Source organism: Pseudomonas sp. TNT3, assembly GCF_010095445.2.
Lineage (GTDB): Bacteria > Pseudomonadota > Gammaproteobacteria > Pseudomonadales > Pseudomonadaceae > Aquipseudomonas.
Genome location: NZ_WFGV02000034.1, coordinates 45,392 through 71,005 on the forward strand (window position 1 = coordinate 45,392; position 25,614 = coordinate 71,005).

Genomic DNA, 25,614 nt, shown 5'->3' on the forward strand with positions numbered 1-25,614 from the left:
TTACATCCTTGTCAATTAAAACAGTCTGCCTCGTTCCAGAAGGCATGATCTTATGAAGTCAAAGTTCAGGATAGTATTGATGTGGGTAGAGGGGTGGGTGGTGTTGTAAGCTGATATTGAGGAAAGTCCCGTGTCTGCATTGCACAGCACGGGACGTGTTATTTATTGTTGGCCGGTAATGAATGCACGAATGCGCATTGCTGCCTCGACACATTCTGCCAGCGGCGCTACAAGTGCCAGGCGCACTCGGCCTGCACCTGGATTGAAACCGTCTACCTCGCGGGACAGATAAGACCCGGGCACCACGGTCACATGCTCTTCGCGGAACAGGTCGCGGCAAAACGCTTCGTCATCACCTTCAACATTTGGCCACAGGTAAAAACCACCATCGGGGCGCTGCACGTCCATGACCGGGCTGAGAATTTCCAGCACAGCGTCGTACTTCTCGCGATAGAGGTCACGGTTGGCGCGTACATGCGCTTCGTCATTCCACGCGGCAATACTGGCAAGTTGGGTCTGAACCGGCATCGCGCAGCCATGGTAGGTGCGATACAACAGGAAGCCTTTGAGAATGTCCGCATCACCGGCCACGAAGCCCGAACGCAGGCCCGGCAGGTTGGAGCGCTTGGACAGGCTGTGGAACACCACGCAGCGTTTGAAGTCCTTGCGACCCAGTTCCACACACGCACTGAGCAGGCCAGCCGGTGGGGTTTGCTCGTCGAAGTACAGTTCGCTGTAGCACTCGTCCGCGGCAATTATGAAATCGTATTCGTCAGCCAGGGCGATGAGTTTTTTCAGGGTGTCGACCGGAATCAACGCTCCTGTCGGATTGCCTGGGGAGCACAGGAACAGGATCTGGCAGCGTTTCCAGATGTCCGGGGATACCGCCTCGAAATCCGGGTTGAAACCGTTTTCGTCAAGGCAGGGCAAATAGTGTGGCTTGGCTCCGGCGAGAAACGCCGCGCCTTCGTAGATCTGATAGAACGGGTTCGGACTGACGACCAGGGCGTCTTCGCCACGGTTGACGACGGTTTGCGTGAAGGCAAACAGCGCCTCCCGGGTACCGTTGACCGGCAACACGTTGCGTGCCGGGTCGAGCCAGCCAGTCGGCACGCTGAAGCGACGCTCGCACCAGGCCGTGATGGCTTCACGCAAAGCCGGTATGCCGAGGGTTGTAGGGTATACGGCCATCTGATCCAGATTGCTTGCCAAAGCCTCGGCGACGAAGCTCGGAGAACGGTGCTTGGGCTCGCCAATGGACAGGGCGATGGCGCGCTTGTCCGGGTTTGGCGTAACGCTGCCGAGCAGGGCGCGGAGCTTTTCGAAAGGGTAAGGCTGGAGCTGGTTCAGTGCGTTGTTCATGCTGGTCTCGTTCAATCCGGAAGTGACCCCTGTGGCGAGGGGATTTATCCCCGCTGGGCTGCGAAGCGGCCCTGAAAACTTTACGACTGCTTCGCAGCCCAACGGGGATAAATCCCCTCGCCACAGGGGGGCACTCCCACAGGGGGAATAGGTAGTTTCAGATGCTGATGCGCGACAGTTTGATATCGGATTCCTGATTGACGGTCAGTTGTTCGACGATTGCATCCTGCAAGCGGCTGCACAGCAACGGATCCGACAACGGCTGGTTGTTCGCGTCCGTGATAAAGAACACGTCTTCCACGCGCTCCCCCAGGGTGGCGATCTTGGCGTTCTGCAGGGACAGGTCGAATTCCAGAAAGATCGTACCGATCCGTGCCAACAGGCCAGGACGGTCCGGCGCGCTGAGTTCCAGCACCGTCACCGGACGCTGGGCGTCGTTATGAATCGTCACCTGAGGCGCAAACGCAAAGTGCTTCAGTTGTCGCGGCACCCGTCGCTGGATGATGGTCGGGTAGTCGTCCGGGTTGCGCAGGGCTTCGGTCAGGCCTTCGCGAATCTGTTTGACCCGTGCAGGATTGTCGCCGATCGAGTCGCCATCAGTGTCAAGCACGATGTAGGTGTCGAGGGTGAACTGGCTGCTGGAGGTAATGACTCGGGCGTCATGAATGTTCAGGTTGAGCTGGTCCATCGCTGCCACGGTCACGGCGAAGAAGTCGTGCTGGTCCGGTGCATAAATGAAGATCTGCGTGCCGCCCTCGAATTCGCGCTGGGTGGTTTCCTTGATCAGTACGAGTGGCCCGCCATCAGCCGGCTGCTGGAGGATCGCGTCACTGTGCCAGGCAACATCGCCGGCAGTGTGGCGCAGAAAATAGTCGTCACCCAATTGTGCCCACAGCTGTTCGACGTCGTCCGGATCGGTGCCGCCGCGGACCAGAATATCCAGGGCGGCGCTTTGGGTCTGGCGGATCTGCTCTTCGCGATCCACCGGGTTTTCCAGGCCACGGCGCAAGGCGCGCTTGGTTTCGGTGTAGAGCTGGCGCAACAGGCTCGCGCGCCAGGAGTTCCACAGCGTCGGGTTAGTGGCGTTGATGTCCGCAACGGTCAACACGTACAGGTAATCCAGGTGGGTTTCATCACCGATGATCTGGGCGAAGTCGTGGATCACTTGCGGGTCGGACAAGTCCTTGCGCTGGGCGGTTGTCGACATCACCAGGTGGTTCTGCACCAGCCAGACGATCAGCCGGCTGTCCCACAACGGCAACTGGTGGCGCTGGCAAAAGGCCTCGGCATCCACCGCGCCGATTTCGGAGTGGTCGCCATGTCGGCCTTTGCCAATATCGTGGTAAAGCCCGGCCAGGTAGATCAGCTCTGGTTTCGGCAGCTTGCCCATGAGCTTGCTGGCCAGCGGGAATTTTTCCGACACCTGCGTGTACTGCAATTTGCGCAGGTGTTTGATGAGATTCAGGGTGTGGGCGTCGACCGTATAGATGTGAAACAGGTCGTGCTGCATCTGCCCGACAATGAAGCCGAACTCTGGTAGATAACGCCCGAGGATGCCGTAACGGTTCATCCGGCGCAGGTTGCGATGAATGCCGATCTTGCATTTGAACAGCTCGATAAACAGGCTGGTGTTGCGGATGTCGTTACGGAAATCGTCATCGATCAGGTGGCGGTGTTCACGCAGCAGACGAATGGTGTCTGCACGCACGCCTTTGATTTCCGGCTGCTGGGCCATCAGCACGAAGATTTCCAGCATCGCGAAGGGGGTGCGGCGGAAAACGTTGTCGTTGCGGGCCTCGATGTAGCCGTCGTGCAGTTGGAACCGCGAGTTGATCGGCTGCGGAGGCGCTTCGTCTTCCGGTGCGAGGATGACTTCCTCGAAGTGCTGGATGATCAGGTCGCTGAGCTGGGCAATGCTCATCACCACCCGATAATACTGCTGCATGAAGTTTTCAATGGCTTGCTTGGCGTCATCGCCCTCGAAACCCAGCAACCCGGCAATGGAGCGCTGGTGATCGAACAGCAGGCGGTCCTCGGAGCGACCCGCGAGCATGTGCAGGGCGTAACGGACTTTCCACAAGAACTCCTGGGAAGAAGCCAGCAAGGCGTTTTCGCTTTCAACCAGAAAACCTTCGCCTGCCAGTGCGCGCAGGTTCAAGGTGCCGTATTCGCGGCGGGCGACCCAGAGAATCGTCTGAATATCGCGCAAGCCGCCGGGGGAGCCTTTGACGTTGGGTTCCAGGTTGTATTCGGTATCGTTGTACTTGTGGTGGCGGGCTTTTTGCTCGGCGCGTTTGGCCAGGAAAAAGTCCTTGCTCGGCCACATGTGCGCGGTGCTGGTGACGTCCAGCATGCGCTGGCGCAATCGCTCGGGACCGCAGATGGTGCGGCTTTCCATCAGGTTGGTGACCACCGTCAGGTCGGCGCGGGCCTCGACGGCGCACTCGTCGACTGATCGAACACTCTGGCCGACTTCCAGGCCGATGTCCCACAGCAGCGTCAGGAATCGCTCGATGGAGTCACGGAAAACTTCGTGGTCGGCGCTGTCTAGGAGGATCAGCAGGTCGATGTCGGAATAGGGGTGAAGCTCTCCCCGGCCGTAGCCGCCGACCGCAATTAGCGCGATGTCGGCGTCTTCGCTCCAGTTGAACTGTTCCCAGGCCTTTTGCAGGATGTTATCGACGAACCAGGCGCGATCCTCGATCAGCCGGCGAATGTCCCGGCCGCTGCGAAAGCGCCCGTCGAGTACCTCTCGGGCTTGGCGGATCGCCTTCTTGAAGGCGGCGATAGGGCTTGCCTTCAGGGCCAGTTCAGCCTGGAACTGGCCGCGGTCGAAGAGTTCTGGATCCACCTGCGGCATTGATTGGCTTTCCTGTTTGTAAGACTAAGCGCTAAGGCTGAGCGCGATGCGGCCCTTATTAAGCCGAAACGCGCGGGATGGTGTCATCGGCGCGCAGGGTGAAAATCTCGTAACCGGTTTCGGTCACCGCCAGGGTGTGTTCCCACTGGGCCGAAAGCTTGCGGTCCTTGGTGATCGCGGTCCAGCCGTCGCCCAACACTTTGGTGTCGGCCTTGCCCTGGTTGATCATCGGTTCGATGGTGAAGGTCATGCCGGCTTTCAGCTCCATGCCGGTGCCCGCGCGGCCGTAGTGCAGAATCTGCGGTTCTTCGTGGAACACCTTGCCGATGCCGTGGCCGCAGAACTCGCGGACCACCGAAAAGCCATTCTTCTCGGCATGCTTCTGTATCACTTCGCCGATATCCCCGAGGCGGCAGCCAGGCTTGACGATTTCAATGGCCTTGTACATGCATTCCTGGGTGATCTGTGACAGGCGCTCGGCCCAGAGGGGGACCGTGCCGACGTGGAACATGCGGCTGGTGTCGCCGTGGTAGCCGTCCTTGATCACGGTGACGTCGATGTTCAGCGTGTCGCCATCCTTGAGCGGTTTCTCGTTCGGGATCCCGTGGCAGACCACGTGATTGATCGAGGTGCAGATAGACTTCGGATAGCCTTTATAGTTGAGCGGGGCAGGGATGGCTTGCTGCACATTGACGATGTAGTCGTGGCAGATGCGGTCCAGCTCTTCGGTCGTGACACCCGGCTTGACATGTTCGGCAATCATTTCGAGCACGTCGGCGGCCAGTTTGCCGGCGACACGCATCTTTGCGATGTCCTCTGGGGTCTTGAGGGTGACGGTCATACAGGCTCTCTCTGCGCTCGACGGCGCTTAACTAATTCGGAATGGGCGGTGCGCGATCAATCTTCGCAGCCCTTAAAAACGCGATTCTAACAGACGACCAGCGCATATCTGAGCCTCTGTGCATCGCATCTGTCTATAGATGGGCGCATTCTTGAGCGATTCCAAGGGGCGAATAAAGGCGTGCGTCAGGATTTGAGAATCCGGGTTCCGTTTTTTGCAACCTTATGATATAAAATGCGCCGCTTTCCGGGGATACCCCGAAGAGCTTAAATCCACACACGTGTCGACACGATGACCTGGGTGCCTTCAGCTGATGCTGCTGGTTGGTCATTGGGATACGTGGAGGCCAAACCCGACTTATTAAGGAACTATCATGTCCCAAGTCAACATGCGCGATATGCTGAAGGCCGGTGTGCACTTCGGTCACCAAACCCGTTACTGGAACCCGAAAATGGGTAAATACATTTTCGGCGCGCGTAACAAGATTCACATCATCAACCTTGAAAAAACCCTGCCAATGTTCAACGAAGCTCTGACTTTCGTAGAGCGTCTGGCCCAGGGCAAAAACAAGATTCTGTTCGTCGGCACCAAGCGTTCCGCTGGCAAGATCGTTGCTGAAGAAGCAGCACGTTGCGGTTCGCCGTACGTCGATCACCGCTGGTTGGGCGGCATGCTGACCAACTTCAAAACCATCCGTGCTTCCATCAAGCGTCTGCGTGACCTTGAAGTGCAAGCCGAAGACGGTACTTTCGCCAAGCTGACCAAGAAAGAAGCGCTGATGCGCACTCGCGATCTTGAGAAGCTCGATCGTTCCCTGGGTGGTATCAAGGACATGGGCGGTCTGCCAGACGCACTGTTCGTTATCGACGTTGATCACGAGCGCATCGCGATCACCGAAGCCAACAAGCTGGGCATCCCGGTTATCGGCGTAGTCGATACCAACAGCAGCCCGGAAGGCGTTGACTACATCATCCCAGGCAACGATGACGCAATCCGCGCTATCCAGCTGTACATGGGTTCGATGGCTGACGCTGTCATCCGTGGTCGCAACCACGTTGCTGGCGGCACCGAGCAGTTCGTTGAAGAAGCTCCGGTAGCTGCAGCTGAGTAATTGACGCCTTGGCGTTGACTCAGTAAGCAAAAAGGGGGCTTGGCCCCCTTTTTGCCACCTCGAAAACCATCTGTCAGCGGCGCAGCTACAGCATTTGTAACGTGCAGCAGCTAACACGGTGGTTCGGGAAGAATTGAACGCCCGTTCGATCGGGTGGAATGGTTGAAAACCTATCCAAGAGGAATTTTGAAATGGCAGAGATTACTGCAGCGTTGGTCAAAGAACTGCGCGAGCGTACCGGCGAAGGCATGATGGATTGCAAAAAGGCCTTGACCAAGGCTGGCGGCGACATCGAGAAAGCCATTGATGACATGCGTGCTTCGGGCGCGATCAAAGCTGCCAAGAAAGCTGGCAACGTTGCCGCTGAAGGCGCAATCGCACTTAAAGAAGACGGCAAATCGGCCGTTCTGCTGGAAGTGAACTCGCAGACCGACTTCCTGGCTTTGCAGGACGATTTCAAGGCATTTGTTGCTTCCAGCGTTGAAAAAGCGTTCGCTGACAAGCTGACTGACGTCGCTCCGCTGATCGCCGCTCAAGAAGCCGATCGTCTGGTTCTGGTCGGCAAGGTTGGCGAAAACGTCAACATCCGTCGTCTGGCACGCGTCGAAGGTGACGTTGTTGGTGGTTACCTGCACGGCAACAAGATCGGTGTTGTGGTTGCCCTTAAAGGCGGCAGCGTCGAGCTGGCCAAAGACATCGCCATGCACGTAGCGGCGACCAACCCTGAATTCCTGCTGCCATCGGAAGTTTCCGCTGAAGCGGTCGAGCGTGAGAAGGGCGTGTTCCTGACCCTCAACGCTGACAAGATCGCCGGCAAGCCGGAAAACATCGTTGAAAACATGGTTAAAGGTCGTATCAGCAAGTTCCTGGCTGAAGCGAGCCTGGTTGAGCAGGCGTTCGTCAAGAACCCTGAAATCAAGGTTGGCGAACTGGCCAAGAAAGCCGGTGCTGAAATCGTTTCCTTCACCTACTTCAAAGTAGGCGAAGGCATCGAGAAGCCGGTCGACAACTTCGCTGAAGAAGTTGCTGCCCAGCTGGCTGCCGCCAAGCAATAAGACAGTTTTCAACTGTCGCCCTGAAGAGGCTGCCCGCTCACGCGCGCAGCCTCTTTTCAGATGGGGCACCAATTTTTTATTGGTTTCCCTTTGGAACTGGCTTACAAAGCCATGTTCCGATGGCGCTGAAGCAGCGCCACGCTAGAGTGAACGCCAGCTGAAAACAGCTCGCAAAGAATTTTTTTAAAATACGCCGCAGGAGAGATTCGCAATGGCTCAGCAGGGCAGTGGTTATCAGGCTCGCTATAAACGCATTCTACTCAAGCTTAGCGGCGAGGCCTTGATGGGCTCGGAAGAGTTCGGGATTGATCCCAAGGTGCTGGACCGCATGGCGCTGGAAGTTGGCCAACTGGTCGGCATCGGCGTCCAGGTCGGTCTGGTAATTGGCGGCGGCAACCTGTTCCGCGGTGCAGCGCTGAGCGCGGCCGGCATGGATCGGGTCACCGGCGACCACATGGGCATGCTGGCCACTGTGATGAACGCCCTGGCCATGCGCGACGCGCTGGAACGTGCCAATATCTCGGCCATCGTAATGTCGGCCATCTCCATGGTCGGCGTGACCGATCACTACGACCGTCGCAAAGCCATGCGCCATCTGAACGCCAAAGAAGTCGTCATTTTTGCGGCAGGTACCGGTAATCCGTTCTTCACCACGGATTCGGCAGCGTGCTTGCGTGCTATCGAAATCGATGCCGATGTCGTGCTCAAGGCGACCAAGGTCGATGGCGTCTACACCGCTGACCCATTCAAAGATCCGCATGCCGAGAAGTTCGATCATCTGACCTACGATGAAGTGCTGGATCGCAAGCTGGGCGTGATGGATCTGACAGCGATTTGCCTGTGCCGCGACCACAAGATGCCGCTGCGCGTATTTAATATGAACAAGCCCGGCGCCCTGCTGAACATCGTGCATGGCGGAGCTGAAGGGACCCTGATCGAGGAAGGCCAACAATGATCAACGAAATCAAGAAAGACGCTCAAGAGCGCATGCAGAAATCCCTGGACTCTCTGAACCATGCATTTGGTCAGATTCGTACCGGCAAGGCTCACCCAAGCATTCTGGGCAGCGTGATGGTCCCGTACTACGGTGCAGACACTTCCATCACCCAAGTAGCCAACATCACGGTCAAAGACTCCCGGACCCTTCAGGTCGTGGCGTTTGAGCGCAACATGCTTGCGGCGGTCGACAAGGCAATCCAGAGCGCCGGTTTGAACCTCAATCCGACCAACCTGGGTGAGTTGCTGTTGATCTCCATGCCTGCCCTGACTGAAGAAACCCGTAAGGGCTTCACCAAGCAGGCCCGCAGCGCCGCAGAAGATGCTCGTGTTGCTGTGCGCAACATTCGTCGCGATGCGCTTGGCGATCTCAAGAAACTGGTCAAGGACAAGGAAATCAGCGAAGACGAAGAACGTCGTGCTGCTGCCGATATCCAGAAGCTCACCGATAAGGCTGAGGCCGATATCGACGCGGCGACTAAGCAGAAAGAAGCGGACCTGATGGCCGTATAAGGGTCACGTTTTCATGGAAAAGACTAAGCAGACTGCACCCTTCGCGGTGCCGCGCCATGTCGCGATTATCATGGATGGTAATAACCGCTGGGCGAAAAAACGCTTTTTGCCCGGTGTCGCCGGGCATAAAGCGGGTGTTGACGCGGTTCGTGCGGTGATTGAGGTGTGTGCCGAGGCGAAGGTCGAGGTTCTGACCCTGTTCGCCTTCTCCAGCGAGAACTGGCAGCGCCCTGCAGATGAGGTCAGCGCCTTGATGGAGTTATTCTTCAAGGCGTTGCGTCGCGAGGCCAAGCGCCTCAACGACAACAGCATCAGTTTGCGCATCATTGGTGACCGCTCGCGCTTCCATCCAGAGCTTCAGGCCGCCATGCGCGAGGCTGAAGCGATGACGGTGGGCGGCAACCGGCTCGTTCTGCAAATCGCCGCCAACTACGGTGGCCAGTGGGATATCGCCCAAGCGGCGCAGCGTCTGGCGCGTGAAGTTCAGGCAGGTCATCTGCGTCCGGAAGACATTACGCCGGATCTGCTGCAGACCTGTTTGGCTACAGGCGATCAGCCGATGCCTGACTTGTGCATTCGTACGGGTGGCGAACATCGCATCAGTAACTTCCTGCTGTGGCAGCTGGCGTACGCCGAGCTGTACTTCTCCGACCTGTTCTGGCCGGACTTCAAACACGACGCCATGCGCAAAGCGCTGGCCGATTTCGCTTCGCGCCAGCGCCGCTTCGGTAAAACGAGCGAGCAGGTTGAAGCTGGAGCCCGGGCTTAATGCTTAAACAACGAATCATCACAGCACTGATCCTGCTTCCGATAGCCCTATGCGGCTTCTTCCTTCTTGAAGGTTCCGGTTTCGCGCTATTCATCGGCCTGGTCGTGACCTTGGGTGCATGGGAATGGGCTCGCCTGGCGGGCTTCGAGGAGCAGCCGATTCGCGTTGCCTATGCGGCGGTCGTCGCGGTGATGCTGTTCTTTATGCACATCCTGCCCGGGCTGGCGCCATGGGTGTTGGGCGCTTCGGTGCTGTGGTGGGGCGTTGCGACCTACCTGGTGTTGACGTATCCACGTTCCAGTGGCCATTGGGCCAGTGCAGCCAGCAAGCTGGTGATCGGCTTGCTGGTGCTGCTGCCGGCTTGGCAAGGCTTGATCCTGATCAAACAGGAGCCTTTGGGGAACTGGTTGATCATGGCGGTCATGGTGTTGGTCTGGGGTGCTGATATCGGTGCCTATTTCTCCGGGCGTGCCTTTGGTAAGCGAAAGCTGGCACCACAGGTCAGCCCTGGCAAGAGTTGGGAAGGTGTCTACGGCGGCCTGGCGCTCAGCCTGGTGATCACCGCCATCGTCGGTCTTGTTCGCGACTGGACGGTGGCGGAGCTGCTCAAAGGCTTGGTGGGTGCCGCTGTGATCGTGTTTATCTCAGTCGTGGGTGACCTGACCGAGAGCATGTTCAAGCGCCAGTCCGGGATCAAGGACAGCAGTAACCTGCTGCCCGGTCACGGGGGTGTACTGGATCGCATCGACAGTCTGACCGCGGCTATTCCAGTGTTTGCAGTGTTGTTGTGGATGGCGGCACCGTGAGCCGCCCACAACTGATTACTGTCCTGGGCGCGACGGGTTCGATTGGTCTGAGCACGCTCGACGTCATTGCCCGTCATCCTGATCGATTCCAGGTGTTTGCCTTGAGCGGGTTCACTCGTTTGAGTGAGCTGCTGGCGCTGTGTATCAAGCATTCACCTCGGTTTGCCGTGGTGCCTGAGGTCGCTGCAGCTCGCACTCTGCAGGATGATCTTCGTGCTGCTGGCCTATCGACACGCGTGCTGGTCGGCGAGGAAGGCTTGTGTCAGGTGGCCTCCGATCCAGAAGTGGACGCGGTCATGGCTGCAATCGTCGGTGCCGCGGGGTTGCGTCCGACCCTGGCGGCGGTCGAGGCCGGCAAGAAAATCCTGCTGGCCAATAAAGAAGCACTGGTGATGTCCGGTGCTCTGTTCATGCAGGCTGTGCGCAAGAGCGGGTCGGTGCTGTTGCCGATCGACAGCGAGCACAATGCGATCTTCCAGTGCATGCCGCGAGATTTCGCTCGTGGCCTGGGGCAGGTAGGTGTTCGTCGGATTTTGCTGACAGCGTCGGGCGGACCGTTCCGCCAGACGCCGCTCGCCGAATTGGTCCACGTCACGCCGGAACAAGCCTGCGCCCATCCTAACTGGTCCATGGGTCGCAAGATTTCCGTGGATTCGGCCAGCATGATGAACAAGGGGCTCGAGCTGATCGAAGCCTGCTGGTTGTTCGACGCCAAGCCGTCCCAGGTAGAAGTGGTGATTCACTCGCAGAGCGTGATTCATTCGTTGGTCGATTACATCGATGGGTCGGTACTGGCGCAGTTGGGCAATCCTGATATGCGCACGCCGATCGCCAACGCGCTGGCCTGGCCGGAGCGCATCGACTCGGGCGTGGCGCCGCTGGATCTGTTTGCCATTGGACGCCTGGATTTTCAGGCGCCCGATGAAGAGCGTTTCCCGTGCCTGCGCCTTGCGCGTCAGGCGGCAGAGGCGGGCGATAGTGCGCCAGCCATGCTGAACGCGGCGAATGAAGTGGCTGTCGCGGCGTTTCTCGATGGGCGGGTTCGTTACCTGGAAATCGCGAGTATCATCGAAGAAGTCTTGAATCTGGAACCTGTCGTTGCGGTGAATGATCTCGAGGCAGTGTTCACGGCAGACGCCAAGGCGCGTGTGCTGTCAGAGCAATGGTTGAGTCGTCACGGGCGGTAGCAAGTGTTGCTTTACGCGGGTCCATGCAGCACTGAACAGGAATGCGGAGAAAGTAAATGAGCGCGCTCTATATGATTGTCGGCACCCTGGTAGCGTTGGGTGTGCTGGTCACCTTCCACGAGTTCGGCCATTTCTGGGTCGCGCGTCGTTGTGGCGTAAAAGTGCTGCGTTTCTCCGTAGGCTTCGGTATGCCGCTGCTGCGCTGGCACGATAAGCAGGGTACGGAATTTGTGGTTGCCGCCATTCCCCTGGGTGGCTACGTCAAGATGCTGGATGAGCGCGAAGGCGAAGTGCCAGCCGATCAGCTCGATCAATCCTTCAATCGCAAAACCGTACGCCAGCGCATCGCTATTGTCTCGGCGGGCCCGATAGCCAACTTCTTGTTGGCGATGTTTTTTTTCTGGGTGCTTGCCATGCTGGGCAGCGACCAGGTGCGCCCTGTCATTGGTGGCGTCGAGTCGGGGAGCATCGCCGCCAAGGCGGGCCTGGCCGCAGGTCAGGAAATTGTTGCCATTGATGGAGAGCCGACTTCCGGTTGGGCCGCGGTCAATCTGCAATTGGTGCGCCGACTGGGGGAAAGTGGTTCGCTGCAGTTACTGGTCCGCGACCAGGGCTCCACGGCTGATTCGCCTCGTGAGCTCGTGCTGGATAAGTGGCTGAAGGGTGCCGATGAGCCTGATCCGATTCGCTCGTTGGGTATTCGTCCGTGGCGTCCAGCGTTGCCGCCGGTATTGGCAGAAATCGACCCGAAAGGCCCGGCACAGGCCGCTGGCCTGAAGACTGGCGATCGATTGCTGGCCCTTGACGGCAAATCGTTCGATGACTGGCAGCAAGTGGTTGATACCGTTCGCTTGCGTCCTGATGCCAAAATCCTGCTGCGCGTCGAGCGCGACGGTGCTCAAATCGACGTCCCTGTTACTCTCGCGGCTCGCGGCGAGAGCAAGGCGCCGAGCGGCTACCTTGGGGCGGGGGTGAAGGCTGTCGATTGGCCACCAGAGATGATCCGTGAAGTCAGTTTCGGTCCTCTGGCCGCGATTGGGGAGGGAGCTCGACGCACCTGGACCATGAGCGTACTGACCCTCGATTCGCTAAAGAAAATGTTGTTCGGTGAGCTCTCGGTAAAAAACTTGAGTGGACCGATAACCATTGCTAAAGTGGCGGGCGCTTCTGCCCAGTCGGGCGTCGCTGATTTCCTGAATTTCCTTGCTTATCTGAGTATTAGCCTGGGTGTTCTGAATTTGTTGCCCATTCCGGTACTGGATGGGGGGCATTTGTTGTTTTATCTGATCGAGTGGGCGCGTGGTCGCCCCCTTTCGGATCGGGTGCAGGGTTGGGGGATACAGATCGGCATCAGTTTGGTGGTCGGGGTGATGTTGCTCGCTCTGGTCAATGATTTGGGTCGTCTGTAACACTTCGCTGAATTGCGAATCTGCCGCATTTTGCGGCAGTTTGTTTATTGCCAGTTGGAATAAGAAAGGACTTCATGAAACGTCTGCTGCTAACTGCGGTTCTCACCGTATTGATGATCGCCGAAGTTCACGCCGAGTCCTTCACTATCTCTGATATTCGCGTCAATGGCCTCCAGCGGGTCTCCGCGGGTAGCGTCTTTGGTGCCTTGCCGTTGAACGTCGGCGAGCAGGCGGACGATCGTCGCCTGGTGGAATCCACTCGTGCGTTGTTCAAAACCGGTTTCTTTCAAGATATCCAGCTGGGCCGCGATGGCAACGTCCTGGTCATCACGGTAGTCGAGCGTCCGTCGGTCGCCAGTATCGAGATCGAAGGCAACAAGGCGATCTCCACTGAAGACCTGATGAAGGGCCTCAAGCAGTCCGGTCTGGCTGAAGGCGAGATCTTCCAGCGTGCCACCCTCGAAGGCGTGCGTAACGAGCTGCAGCGTCAATACGTCGCTCAGGGCCGTTACTCGGCGACCGTTGATACCGAAGTGGTGCCGCAGCCGCGCAACCGTGTCGGGCTGAAGGTCAACATCAACGAAGGTACCGTCGCAGCTATCCAGCACATCAACGTGGTGGGTAACACCGTCTTCCCGGATGAAGACCTGATCGACCTCTTCGAACTCAAGACGACCAACTGGCTCTCGTTCTTCAAGAACGATGACAAGTATGCTCGGGAAAAGCTTTCCGGTGACCTGGAGCGTCTGCGTTCCTACTACCTGGACCGCGGCTATATCAACATGGATATCGCTTCGACCCAGGTGTCCATTACCCCGGACAAGAAGCACGTCTACATCACCGTTAACGTCAACGAAGGCGAGAAATACACCGTTCGTGACGTCAAGTTGAGCGGTGACCTGAAAGTCCCTGAAGACCAGGTCAAGTCGCTCCTGCTGGTACAGAAAGGCCAAGTGTTCTCGCGCAAGCTGATGACCACCACGTCCGAATTGATCACGCGTCGCCTGGGTAACGAGGGTTATACCTTCGCCAACGTCAACGGCGTACCGGTGCCTCACGACGATGATCACACCGTCGACATCACCTTCGCGGTCGATCCGGGCAAGCGTGCTTACGTGAACCGCATCAACTTCCGCGGTAACACCAAGTCGGAAGACGAAGTGCTGCGTCGTGAAATGCGTCAGATGGAAGGGGGCTGGGCTTCGACTTACCTGATCGACCAATCCAAGACCCGTCTTGAGCGTCTGGGCTTCTTCAAGGAAGTCAACGTCGAAACGCCAGCTGTGCCAGGCGTCGACGATCAGGTTGATGTGAACTACAGCGTTGAAGAACAGGCTTCCGGTTCGATTACCGCCAGTGTCGGTTTCGCACAGAGCGCCGGTTTGATCCTCGGTGGTTCGATCACCCAGAACAACTTCCTGGGTACCGGTAACAAGGTCAGCATCGGCTTGACCCGCAGTGAATACCAGAGCCGTTATAACTTCGGTTATGTCGACCCGTACTGGACCACTGATGGCGTGAGTCTGGGTTACAACGCTTTCTATCGCACCACTGACTATGACGAGCTCGAAACTGACATCGCCAGCTATGCGGTAGACAGCCTCGGTGCCGGCGTGAGCGTGGGTTACCCGATCAGCGAGACTTCGCGCCTGACCTTCGGCCTGACCGCGCAGCAAGACACCATCAAGACCGGTGTCTACACCGTTGATGAAATCTTCGACTTCGTGAACAAGGAAGGCGACAAGTACCTGAACTTCAAGGCGTCGGCCGGCTGGTCCGAGTCGACCCTGAACAAAGGTGTGCTGGCTACCCGTGGTCGTTCCCAGAGCCTGACCCTGGAAACCACTACGCCTGGCAGTGACCTGTCGTTCTTCAAGCTCGATTACCGCGGCCAGTTGTTCCAGCCGCTGAGCGAAAACTACACCATGCGCCTGCACACCGAATTGGGTTATGGCGACGGTTACGGTTCGACCGATGGCTTGCCATTCTATGAAAACTACTATGCTGGTGGTTTCAACTCGGTTCGTGGTTTCAAGGACAGCACTCTGGGTCCTCGCAGTACACCGAGTCGTGGCCGGAACCCGGGTACTGCCGAAGATCCGGATCAGGATCCACTGCCGTTCGGTGGTAACGTCCTGATCCAGGGTGGCGTGGAACTGCTGTTTCCACTGCCGTTCGTCAAGGATCAACGCTCGCTGCGGACTTCGGTCTTCTGGGACGTGGGTAACGTGTTCGATTCGCAGTGCAAGGACACCACCAATGCTGATGGCTCGCCGTCCAGTACCAAGTGCAACGACATCAGCCTGAGCAACATGGCCAGTTCCGTTGGTGTCGGTGTGACCTGGGTCACAGCACTGGGTCCGTTGAGCTTCGCCCTGGCAATGCCAGTGAAGAAACCGGATGACGCTGAAACTCAAGTGTTCCAATTCTCCCTCGGCCAGACGTTCTAAGCGTCTGACCCAAGATAACGACAATGGATTTTGTAGGAGTGCATCGTGCGTAAGTTGACTCAATTGGTTCTCCTGGCGACCGTACTGGTAGCAGGTCCGGCTTTTGCCGACATGAAAATCGCCGTTCTGAACTATCAAATGGCACTGCTGGAATCCGACGCGGCCAAGAAATACGCCGTGGATGCCGAGAAGAAGTTCGGTCCTCAACTGACCAAACTCAAGACTCTGGAAAGCAGCGCCAAGGGCATTCAGGATCGTCTGATGGCCGGTGGTGACAAAATGCAGCAAGGCGAGCGTGAGCGCCTGGAACTTGAATTCAAGCAAAAGGCCCGTGACTTCCAGTTCCAGTCCAAGGAATTGAACGAAGCCAAAGCCGTTGCGGACCGTGAAATGCTGAAGCAGCTCAAGCCGAAACTGGACAGCGCTGTGGAAGAAGTCATCAAGAAAGGTGCTTTTGACCTGGTCTTCGAGCGTGGTGCAGTGATTGATGTCAAACCTCAGTACGACATCACTCGCCAGGTCATCGAGCGCATGAATCAGCTGAAGTAATCCATGACAGCGACTATCAAGCTCGGCCAGTTGGCCGAGTTCCTCGGCGCCACACTGCGTGGCGACCCTGAGAAAGAAATTACTGGGCTAGCCACTTTGCAAGAGGCTGGCCCAGCTCAGTTGAGCTTTCTCGCAAACCCCCAGTACCGTAAATTCCTGGCGGACAGTCAGGCCGCAGCACTGTTGCTGAAGGCCGCTGACGCTGAAGGTTTTGCGGGTAATGTACTGGTGGTGCCTGATCCTTATCTGGCCTACGCACGGGTTTCCCACCTGTTCGATCCTAAACCAAAGGCGGCTGCGGGTATTCATCCGACAGCCGTTGTGGCAGCGGATGCAGTGGTTGATCCGGCAGCGAGCATCGGTGCATTTGCGGTGATCGAAAGTGCTGCGCGTATTGCGGCCGGTGTAACCGTTGGCGCTCATTGCTTTATTGGCGCGCGCTGCGAAATTGGCGAGGGCGGCTGGCTGGCTCCGCGAGTGACGCTTTACCACGACGTTCGCATCGGCAAGCGGGTAGTGATTCAGTCAGGCGCTGTACTGGGAGGCGAGGGTTTCGGTTTCGCCAACGAGAAAGGTGTATGGCAGAAAATCGCCCAGATTGGAGGTGTTCTGGTAGGTGACGACGTGGAGATTGGCGTAAACACCGCCATTGACCGTGGTGCATTGGCCGATACTGTCCTTGGTAATGGCGTGAAACTCGACAATCAGATTCAGATTGCCCATAACGTCCAGATAGGTGATCACACCGCCATGGCAGCGTGCGTTGGGATTTCCGGCAGCACCAAGATCGGCAAGCACTGCATGCTTGCCGGTGGCGTAGGTCTGGTCGGGCATATCGAGATTTGCGACAACGTTTTCATTACCGGAATGACCATGGTGACCCACTCGATTACCGAAAAGGGCTCCTATTCTTCCGGTACGGCTATGCAACCCGCTGCCGAGTGGCGCAAAAGCGCGGCACGCATCCGTCAGCTCGATGACATCGCGCGGCGTCTGCGACAGCTGGAAAAGCGTGTAGGGGAAGTGACCCCTGACGGTAATGCTTCATCAGATGGCTGATACCATTTCCATATCAAGTGTGCACAGCCGCTAGACTGCCTCCTTGATTTGCTAGAGGGGTGTGCGTCAGTCGCGCGCCCCCAATCTTTACATAGGCTTCCCCCCGAAATGATGGACATCAACGAGATTCGCGAATACCTGCCTCACCGTTACCCGTTCCTGCTGGTGGACCGGGTCGTGGATCTGGATGTGGAAGGCAAGCGCATTCGCGCCTACAAGAATGTCAGCATCAACGAACCGTTCTTCAATGGTCACTTTCCTGCGCATCCAATCATGCCGGGCGTGCTGATCATCGAAGCGATGGCTCAGGCTGCCGGGATCCTTGGTTTCAAAATGCTCGACGTAAAGCCTGCCGATGGCACCCTTTACTATTTCGTCGGCTCCGACAAGCTGCGCTTCCGCCAGCCAGTATTGCCTGGCGATCAGTTGATCCTTGAAGCCAAATTCCTGAGCTGCAAGCGCCAGATCTGGAAGTTCGAGTGCCAGGCTTCGGTCGACGGCAAACCAGTTTGCTCCGCTGAAATCATCTGCGCGGAACGCAAGCTATGAGTTTGATTGACCCTCGCGCAATCATCGATCCGACGGCCATTCTGGCCGCCGACGTCGAGGTCGGCCCTTGGTCGATCATCGGCGCAGGTGTGGAAATAGGCGAGGGGACAGTGATCGGGCCACACGTGATTCTCAAGGGCCCGACCCGAATTGGTAAGCACAACCGCATCTATCAGTTTTCTTCGGTAGGCGAAGACACCCCTGATTTGAAATACAAGGGTGAAGAAACACGTCTGGTCATTGGTGACCATAACGTCATACGCGAAGGCGTGACGATTCACCGTGGCACCATCCAGGACCGTTCGGAGACGACCCTGGGCGACCATAACCTGATCATGGCCTACGCCCACATCGGCCACGACAGCGTTATCGGAAACAACTGCATTCTGGTCAACAACACCGCATTGGCGGGCCATGTGCACGTTGAAGACTGGGCGATTCTTTCCGGCTTTACCCTGGTTCACCAGTATTGCCATATCGGCGCCCACAGCTTTTCCGGCATGGGTACAGCCATCGGCAAGGACGTTCCAGCGTACGTCACAGTGTTCGGCAACCCTGCCGAAGCACGCAGCATGAACTTCGAAGGTATGCGTCGTCGTGGTTTCAGCGAAGATGCGATCCATGCCCTGCGCCGTGCCTACAAGGTGGTTTACCGCCAGGGCCTGACGGTTGATCAGGCACTCGCCGAGCTGGCCGAGCCTTCGGCACAGTTCCCGGAAGTTGCGGTGTTCCGTGACTCCATCCAGTCTTCGACTCGCGGCATAACTCGTTAATCATGGCTAATTTGCGTATTGCGCTGGTGGCGGGAGAGGCTTCCGGTGACATTCTGGGTGCCGGTCTCATGCGTGCACTCAAAGCTCAGCATCCTGCGGTCGAGTTCATCGGTGTCGGCGGCCCGTTGATGCAGGCCGAAGGCCTGACCTCGTATTTTCCAATGGAACGTCTGTCTGTCATGGGCCTGGTGGAAGTGCTGGGCCGGCTGCGCGAGTTGCTCAAACGCCGCAAAAAGCTGATCAACGACCTCATCGCCGAAAAGCCAGACGTGTTCATCGGCATTGACGCCCCTGACTTCAATCTCAACATCGAGCTCAAGCTGCGTCAGGCCGGGATCAAAACCGTGCATTACGTCAGCCCGTCGGTTTGGGCGTGGCGACAGAAGCGCGTGCTGAAGATTCGCGAAGGTTGCGACTTGATGCTGACGCTGTTCCCCTTCGAAGCGAAATTCTATGAAGAGAAGGGCGTCCCGGTGCGATTTGTTGGCCACTCGCTGGCCGATGCGATCCCGCTCGAAGCTGATCGTGCTGCGGCACGGGCCGAACTCGGATTGCCGGATGGGCCTCTGGTCGCGTTGATGCCTGGCAGCCGCGGGGGGGAAGTCGGTCGTTTGGGGGCGTTGTTCCTCGATACGGCTCAGCGCCTGAGAGCCATGCGTCCGGGCGTTCGGTTCGTCATGCCGTGCGCCAACCCCGAGCGCCGCGCACAGCTTGAGGCGTTGCTGGCCGGTCGAGATCTACCGCTGACCTTGCTCAATGGCCAGTCTCACCTGGCGTTGGCAGCGTGCGACGCGGTGTTGATTGCCTCCGGAACCGCTACGCTTGAAGCGTTGCTGTACAAGCGGCCGATGGTTGTGGCTTATCGATTGGCGCCGCTGACGTTCTGGATTCTCAAGCGAATGGTGAAGAGTCCTTACGTATCCTTGCCGAACCTGTTGGCCCAACGCTTGTTGGTGCCCGAGTTGCTGCAGGATGATGCGACGGTCGAAGCGTTGGCCCAGACTTTGTCCCCATTGATTGAAGGCGGCGAAGAGCAGACTCGCGGCTTTGACGAAATCCACCATACCTTGCGCCTGGACGCCTCCAATCAGGCGGCGGACGCGGTACTGAAACTGATCGGCAAATCATAATGAGTAAAGCAAGCATGCAGATGGGCCTGGACTTCACGCTGGTCGCTGAGGTGGAAGACCTGGTGGCTGGCGTTGACGAGGTTGGTCGCGGTCCGCTCTGCGGTGCAGTGGTCACGGCCGCGGTAATCCTCGACCCGAATCGACCTATTTTGGGGTTGAACGACTCGAAAAAGCTCACCGAGGCTCGTCGTGAAAAGCTTTATGACGAAATCTGCGAAAAAGCCTTGAGCTGGTGTATCGCTCGGGCTGAAGTCGAGGAAATCGACGAGCTGAACATCCTTCACGCCACCATGCTCGCCATGCAGCGCGCAATCGAAGGTCTGCACATTCAGCCGAAGCTCGCAATGATCGATGGCAACCGTTGCCCCAAGTTGTCCATGCGCGCCGAAGCCGTCGTACAAGGCGACGGTAAAGTGCCGGCCATTGCGGCTGCGTCGATTCTGGCCAAGGTCAGTCGCGACCGTGAGATGGCGGCATTCGAATTGATTTACCCGGGATATGGCATCGGCGGCCACAAAGGCTACCCAACCCCCGTTCATCTGGAAGCGTTGGCCCGCCTGGGTCCTACGCCGATTCACCGGCGCTCCTTTGCCCCGGTACGTCTGGCGTACGAGGCGCGGGAAAGTCTCATCGTGAGTTAGTTGCAAGGCTGATGTTTTTGCCAAGGCCCGGTACAATCCGGGCCTTGTTGTTTTCACGTTACTAGACAGGATCACTATGCCGGCTTCATTCGTTCACCTACGCCTGCACACTGAGTATTCCCTGGTCGACGGTCTGGTGCGGATCAAACCGCTGGTGAAGACTCTGGTCGGCATGAACATGCCTGCTGTAGCGGTTACCGACCAGAACAACATGTGTTCGCTGGTCAAATTTTACAAAGCCTCCATGGGCGCAGGGATCAAGCCGATCTGCGGTGCCGACCTGTGGCTGTCGAACAAGGATCCGGACAACGCCTTGAGCCGGATCAGCCTGCTGGCAATGAACGCCGTGGGTTACCGTAACCTCACCGAACTCATTTCCCGAGGCTTCATTGACGGTCAGCGCAATGGCTCGATCATCATCGAGCGTGAGTGGGTTGCCGAGGCCAGCGAAGGCTTGATCATGCTGTCGGCCGCCAAAGAAGGCGAGATCGGCCTGGCGATGTTGAGCGGCAATCCGGCAGAGGCGGAAGCCCTGGCGCGTGAATGGATGACGGTGTTTCCGGATCGCTTCTATCTTGAAATCCAGCGTACCAATCGTCCGAACGATGAAGAGCAACTGCATGGCGCCGTGGCCCTGGCGGAGAAAATCGGTGCGCCACTGGTGGCGACCAACGATGTGCGCTTCATCAAGCAGGAAGATTTCGCCGCTCACGAGACCCGCGTTTGCATCGGTGAAGGCCGTGCCCTCGACGATCCGCGACGCTCGAAAAATTACAGCGATCAGCAGTACCTCAAAAGCGCCGAGGAAATGCATGAGCTGTTCAGTGACATTCCCGAAGCACTGGAAAACACTGTAGAGATCGCCAAGCGCTGCAATATCGAAGTGAAGCTGGGCAAGCACTTCCTGCCAAACTTCCCGATTCCCGATGGCATGACCATCGACGAGTACTTCCGCAAGGTCTCATTCGATGGCCTCGAAGATCGCCTTAGCGTTCTTTTGCCCAAGGACACCACCGAAGACTACGACGCCAAGCGTCAGGTGTATGTCGATCGGCTGAATTTCGAGCTGGATATCATTATCCAGATGGGCTTCCCCGGTTACTTCCTGATTGTTATGGACTTTATCCAGTGGGCCAAGAGCAACGGCGTGCCGGTAGGCCCAGGTCGTGGATCGGGTGCCGGATCGCTGGTGGCCTATGTGCAGAAGATCACTGACCTCGATCCGCTGGAATACGACCTGCTGTTCGAACGTTTCCTTAACCCGGAACGGGTATCGATGCCCGACTTCGACGTCGACTTCTGCATGGACGGTCGTGACCGTGTTATCGAGTACGTTGCCGAAAAATACGGCCGTAACGCGGTAAGCCAGATCATCACGTTCGGTTCCATGGCGGCGAAAGCGGTGGTTCGTGACGTGGCGCGGGTGCAGGGCAAGTCCTACGGATTGGCGGATCGTTTGTCGAAGATGATCCCCTTCGAAGTCGGCATGACCCTTGAAAAAGCCTACGAGCAGGAAGAAATCCTGCGTGACTTCATCAAGGTCGATGAAGAGGCCGCCGAAATCTGGGAGATGGCCCGCAAGCTGGAAGGCGTTGTGCGTAACGTCGGCAAGCACGCGGGAGGTGTGGTTATCGCACCGACCAAGCTGACTGACTTCTCGCCGATCTATTGCGACGAGGCCGGTGATGGCCTGGTAACCCAGTTCGACAAGGATGACGTTGAGGCTGCTGGCCTTGTGAAGTTCGACTTCCTCGGTCTGCGCACGTTGACGGTCATCGATTGGGCGTTGAAAACCATCAATCGTGACCGCGCCAAGGTCGATGAAGCGCCGCTGGACATCGCATTCATCCCGCTGGACGACAAGCCGACGTACCAACTGCTGCAAAAAGCCGAAACAACCGCGGTGTTCCAGCTTGAGTCGCGAGGCATGAAAGAGCTGATCAAAAAGCTCAAGCCCGACTGCCTGGAAGATTTGATCGCACTGGTGGCCCTGTTCCGTCCGGGGCCACTGCAATCGGGCATGGTGGACGACTTCATCAACCGAAAGCACGGTCGCGCCGAACTTGCGTACCCGCACTCGGACTACCAGTACGAAGGACTGAAACCCGTCCTGGCCCCGACATACGGCATCATCCTGTATCAGGAACAGGTGATGCAGATTGCGCAGGTCATGGCCGGTTACACCCTCGGTGGTGCGGACATGTTGCGTCGGGCCATGGGTAAGAAAAAGCCCGAGGAAATGGCCAAGCAGCGCGGTGGTTTTATTGAGGGTTGCGCGACCAACAATATTGACGCGGACCTGGCCGGTAACATTTTCGACCTGGTAGAGAAATTCGCCGGTTACGGCTTCAACAAGTCTCACTCTGCTGCTTATGGCCTGGTGTCGTATCAGACGGCGTGGCTGAAAACGCATTACCCGGCGCCATTCATGGCGGCGGTGCTGTCGGCGGATATGCACAACACCGACAAGGTCGTGACCTTGATCGAAGAAATTCGCACCATGAAGCTGCGTCTCGACGCGCCGGATGTGAATACCTCCGAGTTCAAGTTCACGGTGAATGAAGAAGGCCGGATTATCTATGGCCTCGGCGCGATCAAAGGGGTGGGTGAAGGCCCGGTTGAAGCCATTACCGAAGCGCGTCAGGACGGCCCCTTCACGGATCTGTTCGATTTCTGCGCCCGGGTCGATCTCAAGCGTATCAACAAGCGCACCCTGGACGGTTTGATCCGCAGTGGTGCGCTGGATCGTCTGGGTCCTTATTTCCACGACGAACCGAAAGCCTATCAAGCGAGCATCGACCAGAATCGTGCGGTCTTGCTGAACGCGATGGAAGGGGCGATCAAGGCTGCTGAACAAACCGCTCGCACCCACGACAGCGGGCATGCCGACCTGTTTGGCGGGCTGTTTGTCGAGGAAGATGCCGACGTCTACGCCAATCATCGCAAGGCGAAGGAGTTGACCCTCAAGGAACGCTTGAAGGGCGAAAAAGATACCTTGGGTCTGTACCTGACGGGTCACCCGATTGACGAATATGAAGGCGAGATCCGTCGTTTCGCCCGCCAGCGCATCATTGACCTGAAGCCGGCCCGGGATACTCAGACCGTCGCCGGGATGATTATCGCCTTGCGTGTGATGAAGAACAAAAAAGGCGACAAGATGGGTTTCATCACCCTCGACGATCGTTCTGGCCGGATCGAAGCCTCGCTGTTCGCCGAAGCATTCCACTCGGCGCAGTCGCTGTTGCAGACCGACGCGATGGTGGTGGTGGAAGGTGAAGTCAGCAACGATGACTTTTCCGGTGGCTTGCGGTTGCGGGTCAAGCGGGTAATGAGCATGGAGGATGCACGCACCAACCTGGCGGAAAGCTTGCGGTTGAAGCTGCAGACCAAAGACTTGAAAGGCGATCAGCTACGCTGGTTGGGCGAGTTGTTCAAGCGTCATCGCGGCGCCTGCCCGATCACCATGGAGTACACAAGCCCCGATGCGAAGGCCTTGCTGCAGTTCGGCGAGACCTGGCGAATCGACCCGGCGGATGCGTTGATTCAAGCCTTGCGTGACCAGTTCGGAAGAGACAACGTCTTCCTCCAATACCGTTAACGGTCAGGTGCCATTCTTCACCATTGGAACGCGCCCTGATCCAGACCCCAATTTTTAATCTCGACCTGAACGCGCCTGTCCCTTAAGGTAGGGCGCGAATAGACAACCGGCCGACCCAAGCTCACTTGGACGTCGACCCAAGACGGACGCCTATGAACCCGAATTTTCTAGATTTCGAACAGCCGATCGCCGACCTGCAAGCCAAGATCGAAGAGTTGCGCTTGGTCGGTAATGACAATTCGCTGAATATCGGCGATGAGATTTCCCGCCTTCAGGACAAAAGCAGCACGTTGACCGAAGACATCTTCGGCAAGCTGACGAGCTGGCAGATCGCGCGTCTGGCACGTCACCCGAAACGTCCTTATACCCTGGACTACATCGAGCACATCTTCACCGAGTTCGATGAACTGCATGGCGACCGTCATTTCTCCGACGACGCTGCCATCGTCGGTGGCATTGCCCGCCTGGATGATGAGCCGGTGATGATCATCGGTCACCAGAAAGGCCGGGAAGTGCGCGAGAAAGTGCGCCGCAACTTCGGCATGCCGCGTCCTGAAGGCTATCGCAAAGCGTGCCGCCTGATGGAAATGGCCGAACGTTTCAAGATGCCGATCCTGACCTTCATCGACACCCCGGGCGCTTACCCTGGTATCGACGCTGAAGAGCGCAACCAGAGTGAAGCGATCGCCTGGAACCTGCGTGTGATGGCCCGCCTGAAAACCCCAATCATCGCTACCGTAATCGGTGAGGGTGGTTCTGGTGGTGCGCTGGCAATCGGCGTCTGCGATCAGTTGAACATGTTGCAGTATTCGACCTATGCGGTGATTTCGCCGGAAGGTTGCGCGTCGATTCTGTGGAAAACTGCCGAAAAGGCACCGGATGCTGCCGAAGCCATGGGCATCACCGCCGAGCGCCTGAAAGGCCTGGGTATCGTGGACAAGGTGATCGGCGAACCTTTGGGCGGCGCGCATCGCGACCCGGCGGCGGCGGCGGCCTCGATCCGTGCCGAGCTGAGCTCGCAACTGGCGATGCTGAAGAAGTTCGACAACGAAGCGCTGTTGACTCGTCGCTACGAGCGTTTGATGAGCTACGGTCTCTAAGCCGGGCGCGCAGTACCCATGTGGGAGCGAGCCTGCTCGCGATGAGGGTTTAACATTCAACGAATCTGTTGGTCGTTAAACAGCAATCGCGAGCAGGCCCGCTCCCACATTTGATTTGTGCAAAGGGAAAGATATGGATCAGCCCACGATTGATTTGCCTTCCCGGCTTCTGCTGAATCTAACCCCCTGGCGCAACGCCACAACCTGGCGCATCGCCTTCTCCGGTGGCCTCGACTCCACCGTCCTGCTGCACCTTCTCGCGAACCTCGCGAAAACCGAATCCCTTCCGGCTTTAAGAGCGATCCACGTCCACCACGGCCTTCAGGCTGCTGCTGACGGGTGGCCGGAGCATTGTCGATCGATTTGCGATGCGCTGGGCGTACCGCTACAGGTGGCCCGCGTTCAGGTTCAGTCCGGTGCCAGTCTCGAGCGTGCAGCCCGTGAGGCGCGCTATGGCGCCTTCCTTCAAGCCACTCAAGCGAATGAACTGCTACTGACCGCGCAACACCGCGATGATCAGGCGGAAACCCTGTTGTTTCGGCTACTGCGCGGGGCAGGGGTGAGGGGCTTGTCCGGCATGCCTGGCAAGCGGGTTCTGGGGCGTGGACACCTTTTGCGTCCGTTGCTGGATATCCCGCGTGCCGAGCTTGAGGCTTACGCAACTGAGCATCAGTTGAGCTGGATCGAAGACCCTTCGAATCAGGACCGACAGTTCTCGCGCAATTACCTGCGGCATCAAGTGTTCCCGGTCTTGACCGAGCGCTGGCCGCAAGCCGTGGCGACCATGGCTCGCAGCGCCGCGCATCTGAGCGAGGCGCAAGGCCTGCTCGATGACCTGGCGCAAATCGACCTGGCC

At 57.7% G+C, this 25,614-nt stretch carries 21 protein-coding genes; 18 read left to right on the top strand and 3 right to left on the bottom strand.

The window, feature by feature from the left end; all coding sequences use genetic code 11:
* Positions 1 to 162 precede the first annotated feature (162 nt).
* The 3 genes from dapC to map all read right to left on the bottom strand — a co-directional run bounded on the left by dapC (position 163) and on the right by map (position 5,063).
* Positions 163 to 1,362, bottom strand: coding sequence for a succinyldiaminopimelate transaminase (gene dapC, locus GBC55_RS19490; protein ID WP_162440137.1), 1,200 nt, complete (start codon positions 1,360 to 1,362; stop codon positions 163 to 165).
* Positions 1,363 to 1,519: 157 nt separating this feature from the next.
* On the bottom strand, positions 1,520 to 4,222 hold the full coding sequence (locus GBC55_RS19495; RefSeq protein ID WP_162440138.1) for a [protein-PII] uridylyltransferase: 2,703 nt from the start codon (positions 4,220 to 4,222) through the stop codon (positions 1,520 to 1,522).
* Between the two features lie 58 nt (positions 4,223 to 4,280).
* A complete protein-coding gene (gene map, locus GBC55_RS19500) occupies positions 4,281 to 5,063 on the bottom strand; it encodes a type I methionyl aminopeptidase (protein WP_162440139.1) in 783 nt (260 codons plus the stop codon).
* A 373-nt stretch (positions 5,064 to 5,436) separates the two neighbouring features.
* On the opposite strand from map, the gene rpsB reads away from it, so the two are divergent.
* From rpsB to tilS, 18 genes are all read left to right on the top strand, one after another.
* Positions 5,437 to 6,174, top strand: a complete 738-nt coding sequence (rpsB, locus tag GBC55_RS19505; RefSeq protein ID WP_003219330.1) for a 30S ribosomal protein S2 — start codon at positions 5,437 to 5,439, stop codon at positions 6,172 to 6,174.
* Between the two features lie 191 nt (positions 6,175 to 6,365).
* Positions 6,366 to 7,229 carry a translation elongation factor Ts gene (tsf, locus tag GBC55_RS19510; protein ID WP_162440140.1) on the top strand — a complete coding sequence of 288 codons (864 nt, stop codon included), beginning with the start codon at positions 6,366 to 6,368 and terminating at the stop codon, positions 7,227 to 7,229.
* A 211-nt stretch (positions 7,230 to 7,440) separates the two neighbouring features.
* The gene (pyrH, locus tag GBC55_RS19515) at positions 7,441 to 8,184 is read left to right on the top strand and encodes a UMP kinase (protein WP_003172271.1); all 744 of its coding nucleotides are present in this window, start codon (positions 7,441 to 7,443) and stop codon (positions 8,182 to 8,184) included.
* A complete protein-coding gene (frr, locus tag GBC55_RS19520; RefSeq protein ID WP_131059158.1) occupies positions 8,181 to 8,738 on the top strand; it encodes a ribosome recycling factor in 558 nt (185 codons plus the stop codon). The genes pyrH and frr overlap by 4 nt, the downstream gene beginning before the upstream one ends.
* Positions 8,739 to 8,751: 13 nt before the next feature.
* Positions 8,752 to 9,507 carry a polyprenyl diphosphate synthase gene (gene uppS / locus GBC55_RS19525; RefSeq protein WP_162440141.1) on the top strand — a complete coding sequence of 252 codons (756 nt, stop codon included), beginning with the start codon at positions 8,752 to 8,754 and terminating at the stop codon, positions 9,505 to 9,507.
* Positions 9,507 to 10,313 carry a phosphatidate cytidylyltransferase gene (locus GBC55_RS19530; protein WP_162440142.1) on the top strand — a complete coding sequence of 269 codons (807 nt, stop codon included), beginning with the start codon at positions 9,507 to 9,509 and terminating at the stop codon, positions 10,311 to 10,313. The genes uppS and GBC55_RS19530 overlap by 1 nt, the downstream gene beginning before the upstream one ends.
* On the top strand, positions 10,310 to 11,500 hold the full coding sequence (gene ispC / locus GBC55_RS19535; RefSeq protein WP_162440143.1) for a 1-deoxy-D-xylulose-5-phosphate reductoisomerase: 1,191 nt from the start codon (positions 10,310 to 10,312) through the stop codon (positions 11,498 to 11,500). Before GBC55_RS19530 ends, ispC begins: the two co-directional genes overlap by 4 nt.
* A gap of 56 nt (positions 11,501 to 11,556) precedes the next feature.
* On the top strand, positions 11,557 to 12,909 hold the full coding sequence (gene rseP, locus GBC55_RS19540) for a sigma E protease regulator RseP (RefSeq protein WP_162440144.1): 1,353 nt from the start codon (positions 11,557 to 11,559) through the stop codon (positions 12,907 to 12,909).
* 74 nt (positions 12,910 to 12,983) lie between these two features.
* Positions 12,984 to 15,359 (top strand): outer membrane protein assembly factor BamA, encoded by a 2,376-nt coding sequence (bamA, locus tag GBC55_RS19545; RefSeq protein ID WP_194691225.1) that lies wholly within the window; start codon positions 12,984 to 12,986, stop codon positions 15,357 to 15,359.
* Between the two features lie 45 nt (positions 15,360 to 15,404).
* Complete coding sequence (locus GBC55_RS19550) at positions 15,405 to 15,908, top strand: OmpH family outer membrane protein (RefSeq protein ID WP_008028980.1); 504 nt, start codon at positions 15,405 to 15,407, stop codon at positions 15,906 to 15,908.
* 3 nt (positions 15,909 to 15,911) lie between these two features.
* Entirely contained in the window at positions 15,912 to 16,967 is a 1,056-nt protein-coding gene (gene lpxD, locus GBC55_RS19555) for a UDP-3-O-(3-hydroxymyristoyl)glucosamine N-acyltransferase (RefSeq protein WP_162441000.1), read from the top strand.
* 108 nt (positions 16,968 to 17,075) lie between these two features.
* Positions 17,076 to 17,516 carry a 3-hydroxyacyl-ACP dehydratase FabZ gene (fabZ, locus tag GBC55_RS19560; RefSeq protein WP_007907157.1) on the top strand — a complete coding sequence of 147 codons (441 nt, stop codon included), beginning with the start codon at positions 17,076 to 17,078 and terminating at the stop codon, positions 17,514 to 17,516.
* Entirely contained in the window at positions 17,513 to 18,289 is a 777-nt protein-coding gene (gene lpxA, locus GBC55_RS19565) for an acyl-ACP--UDP-N-acetylglucosamine O-acyltransferase (protein WP_162440999.1), read from the top strand. The genes fabZ and lpxA overlap by 4 nt, the downstream gene beginning before the upstream one ends.
* A gap of 2 nt (positions 18,290 to 18,291) precedes the next feature.
* Positions 18,292 to 19,419, top strand: coding sequence for a lipid-A-disaccharide synthase (lpxB, locus tag GBC55_RS19570; protein WP_162440998.1), 1,128 nt, complete (start codon positions 18,292 to 18,294; stop codon positions 19,417 to 19,419).
* Between the two features lie 14 nt (positions 19,420 to 19,433).
* A complete protein-coding gene (gene rnhB, locus GBC55_RS19575) occupies positions 19,434 to 20,060 on the top strand; it encodes a ribonuclease HII (RefSeq protein WP_162441002.1) in 627 nt (208 codons plus the stop codon).
* 76 nt (positions 20,061 to 20,136) lie between these two features.
* Positions 20,137 to 23,658: a DNA polymerase III subunit alpha gene (gene dnaE, locus GBC55_RS19580; RefSeq protein WP_162440997.1), complete on the top strand. Its 3,522-nt coding sequence runs from the start codon at positions 20,137 to 20,139 to the stop codon at positions 23,656 to 23,658.
* Positions 23,659 to 23,810: 152 nt separating this feature from the next.
* Entirely contained in the window at positions 23,811 to 24,758 is a 948-nt protein-coding gene (locus tag GBC55_RS19585) for an acetyl-CoA carboxylase carboxyltransferase subunit alpha (RefSeq protein ID WP_162440996.1), read from the top strand.
* Positions 24,759 to 24,891: 133 nt separating this feature from the next.
* The coding region (gene tilS, locus GBC55_RS19590) for a tRNA lysidine(34) synthetase TilS (protein WP_247266954.1) at positions 24,892 to 25,614 on the top strand (723 nt) is incomplete at its 3' end.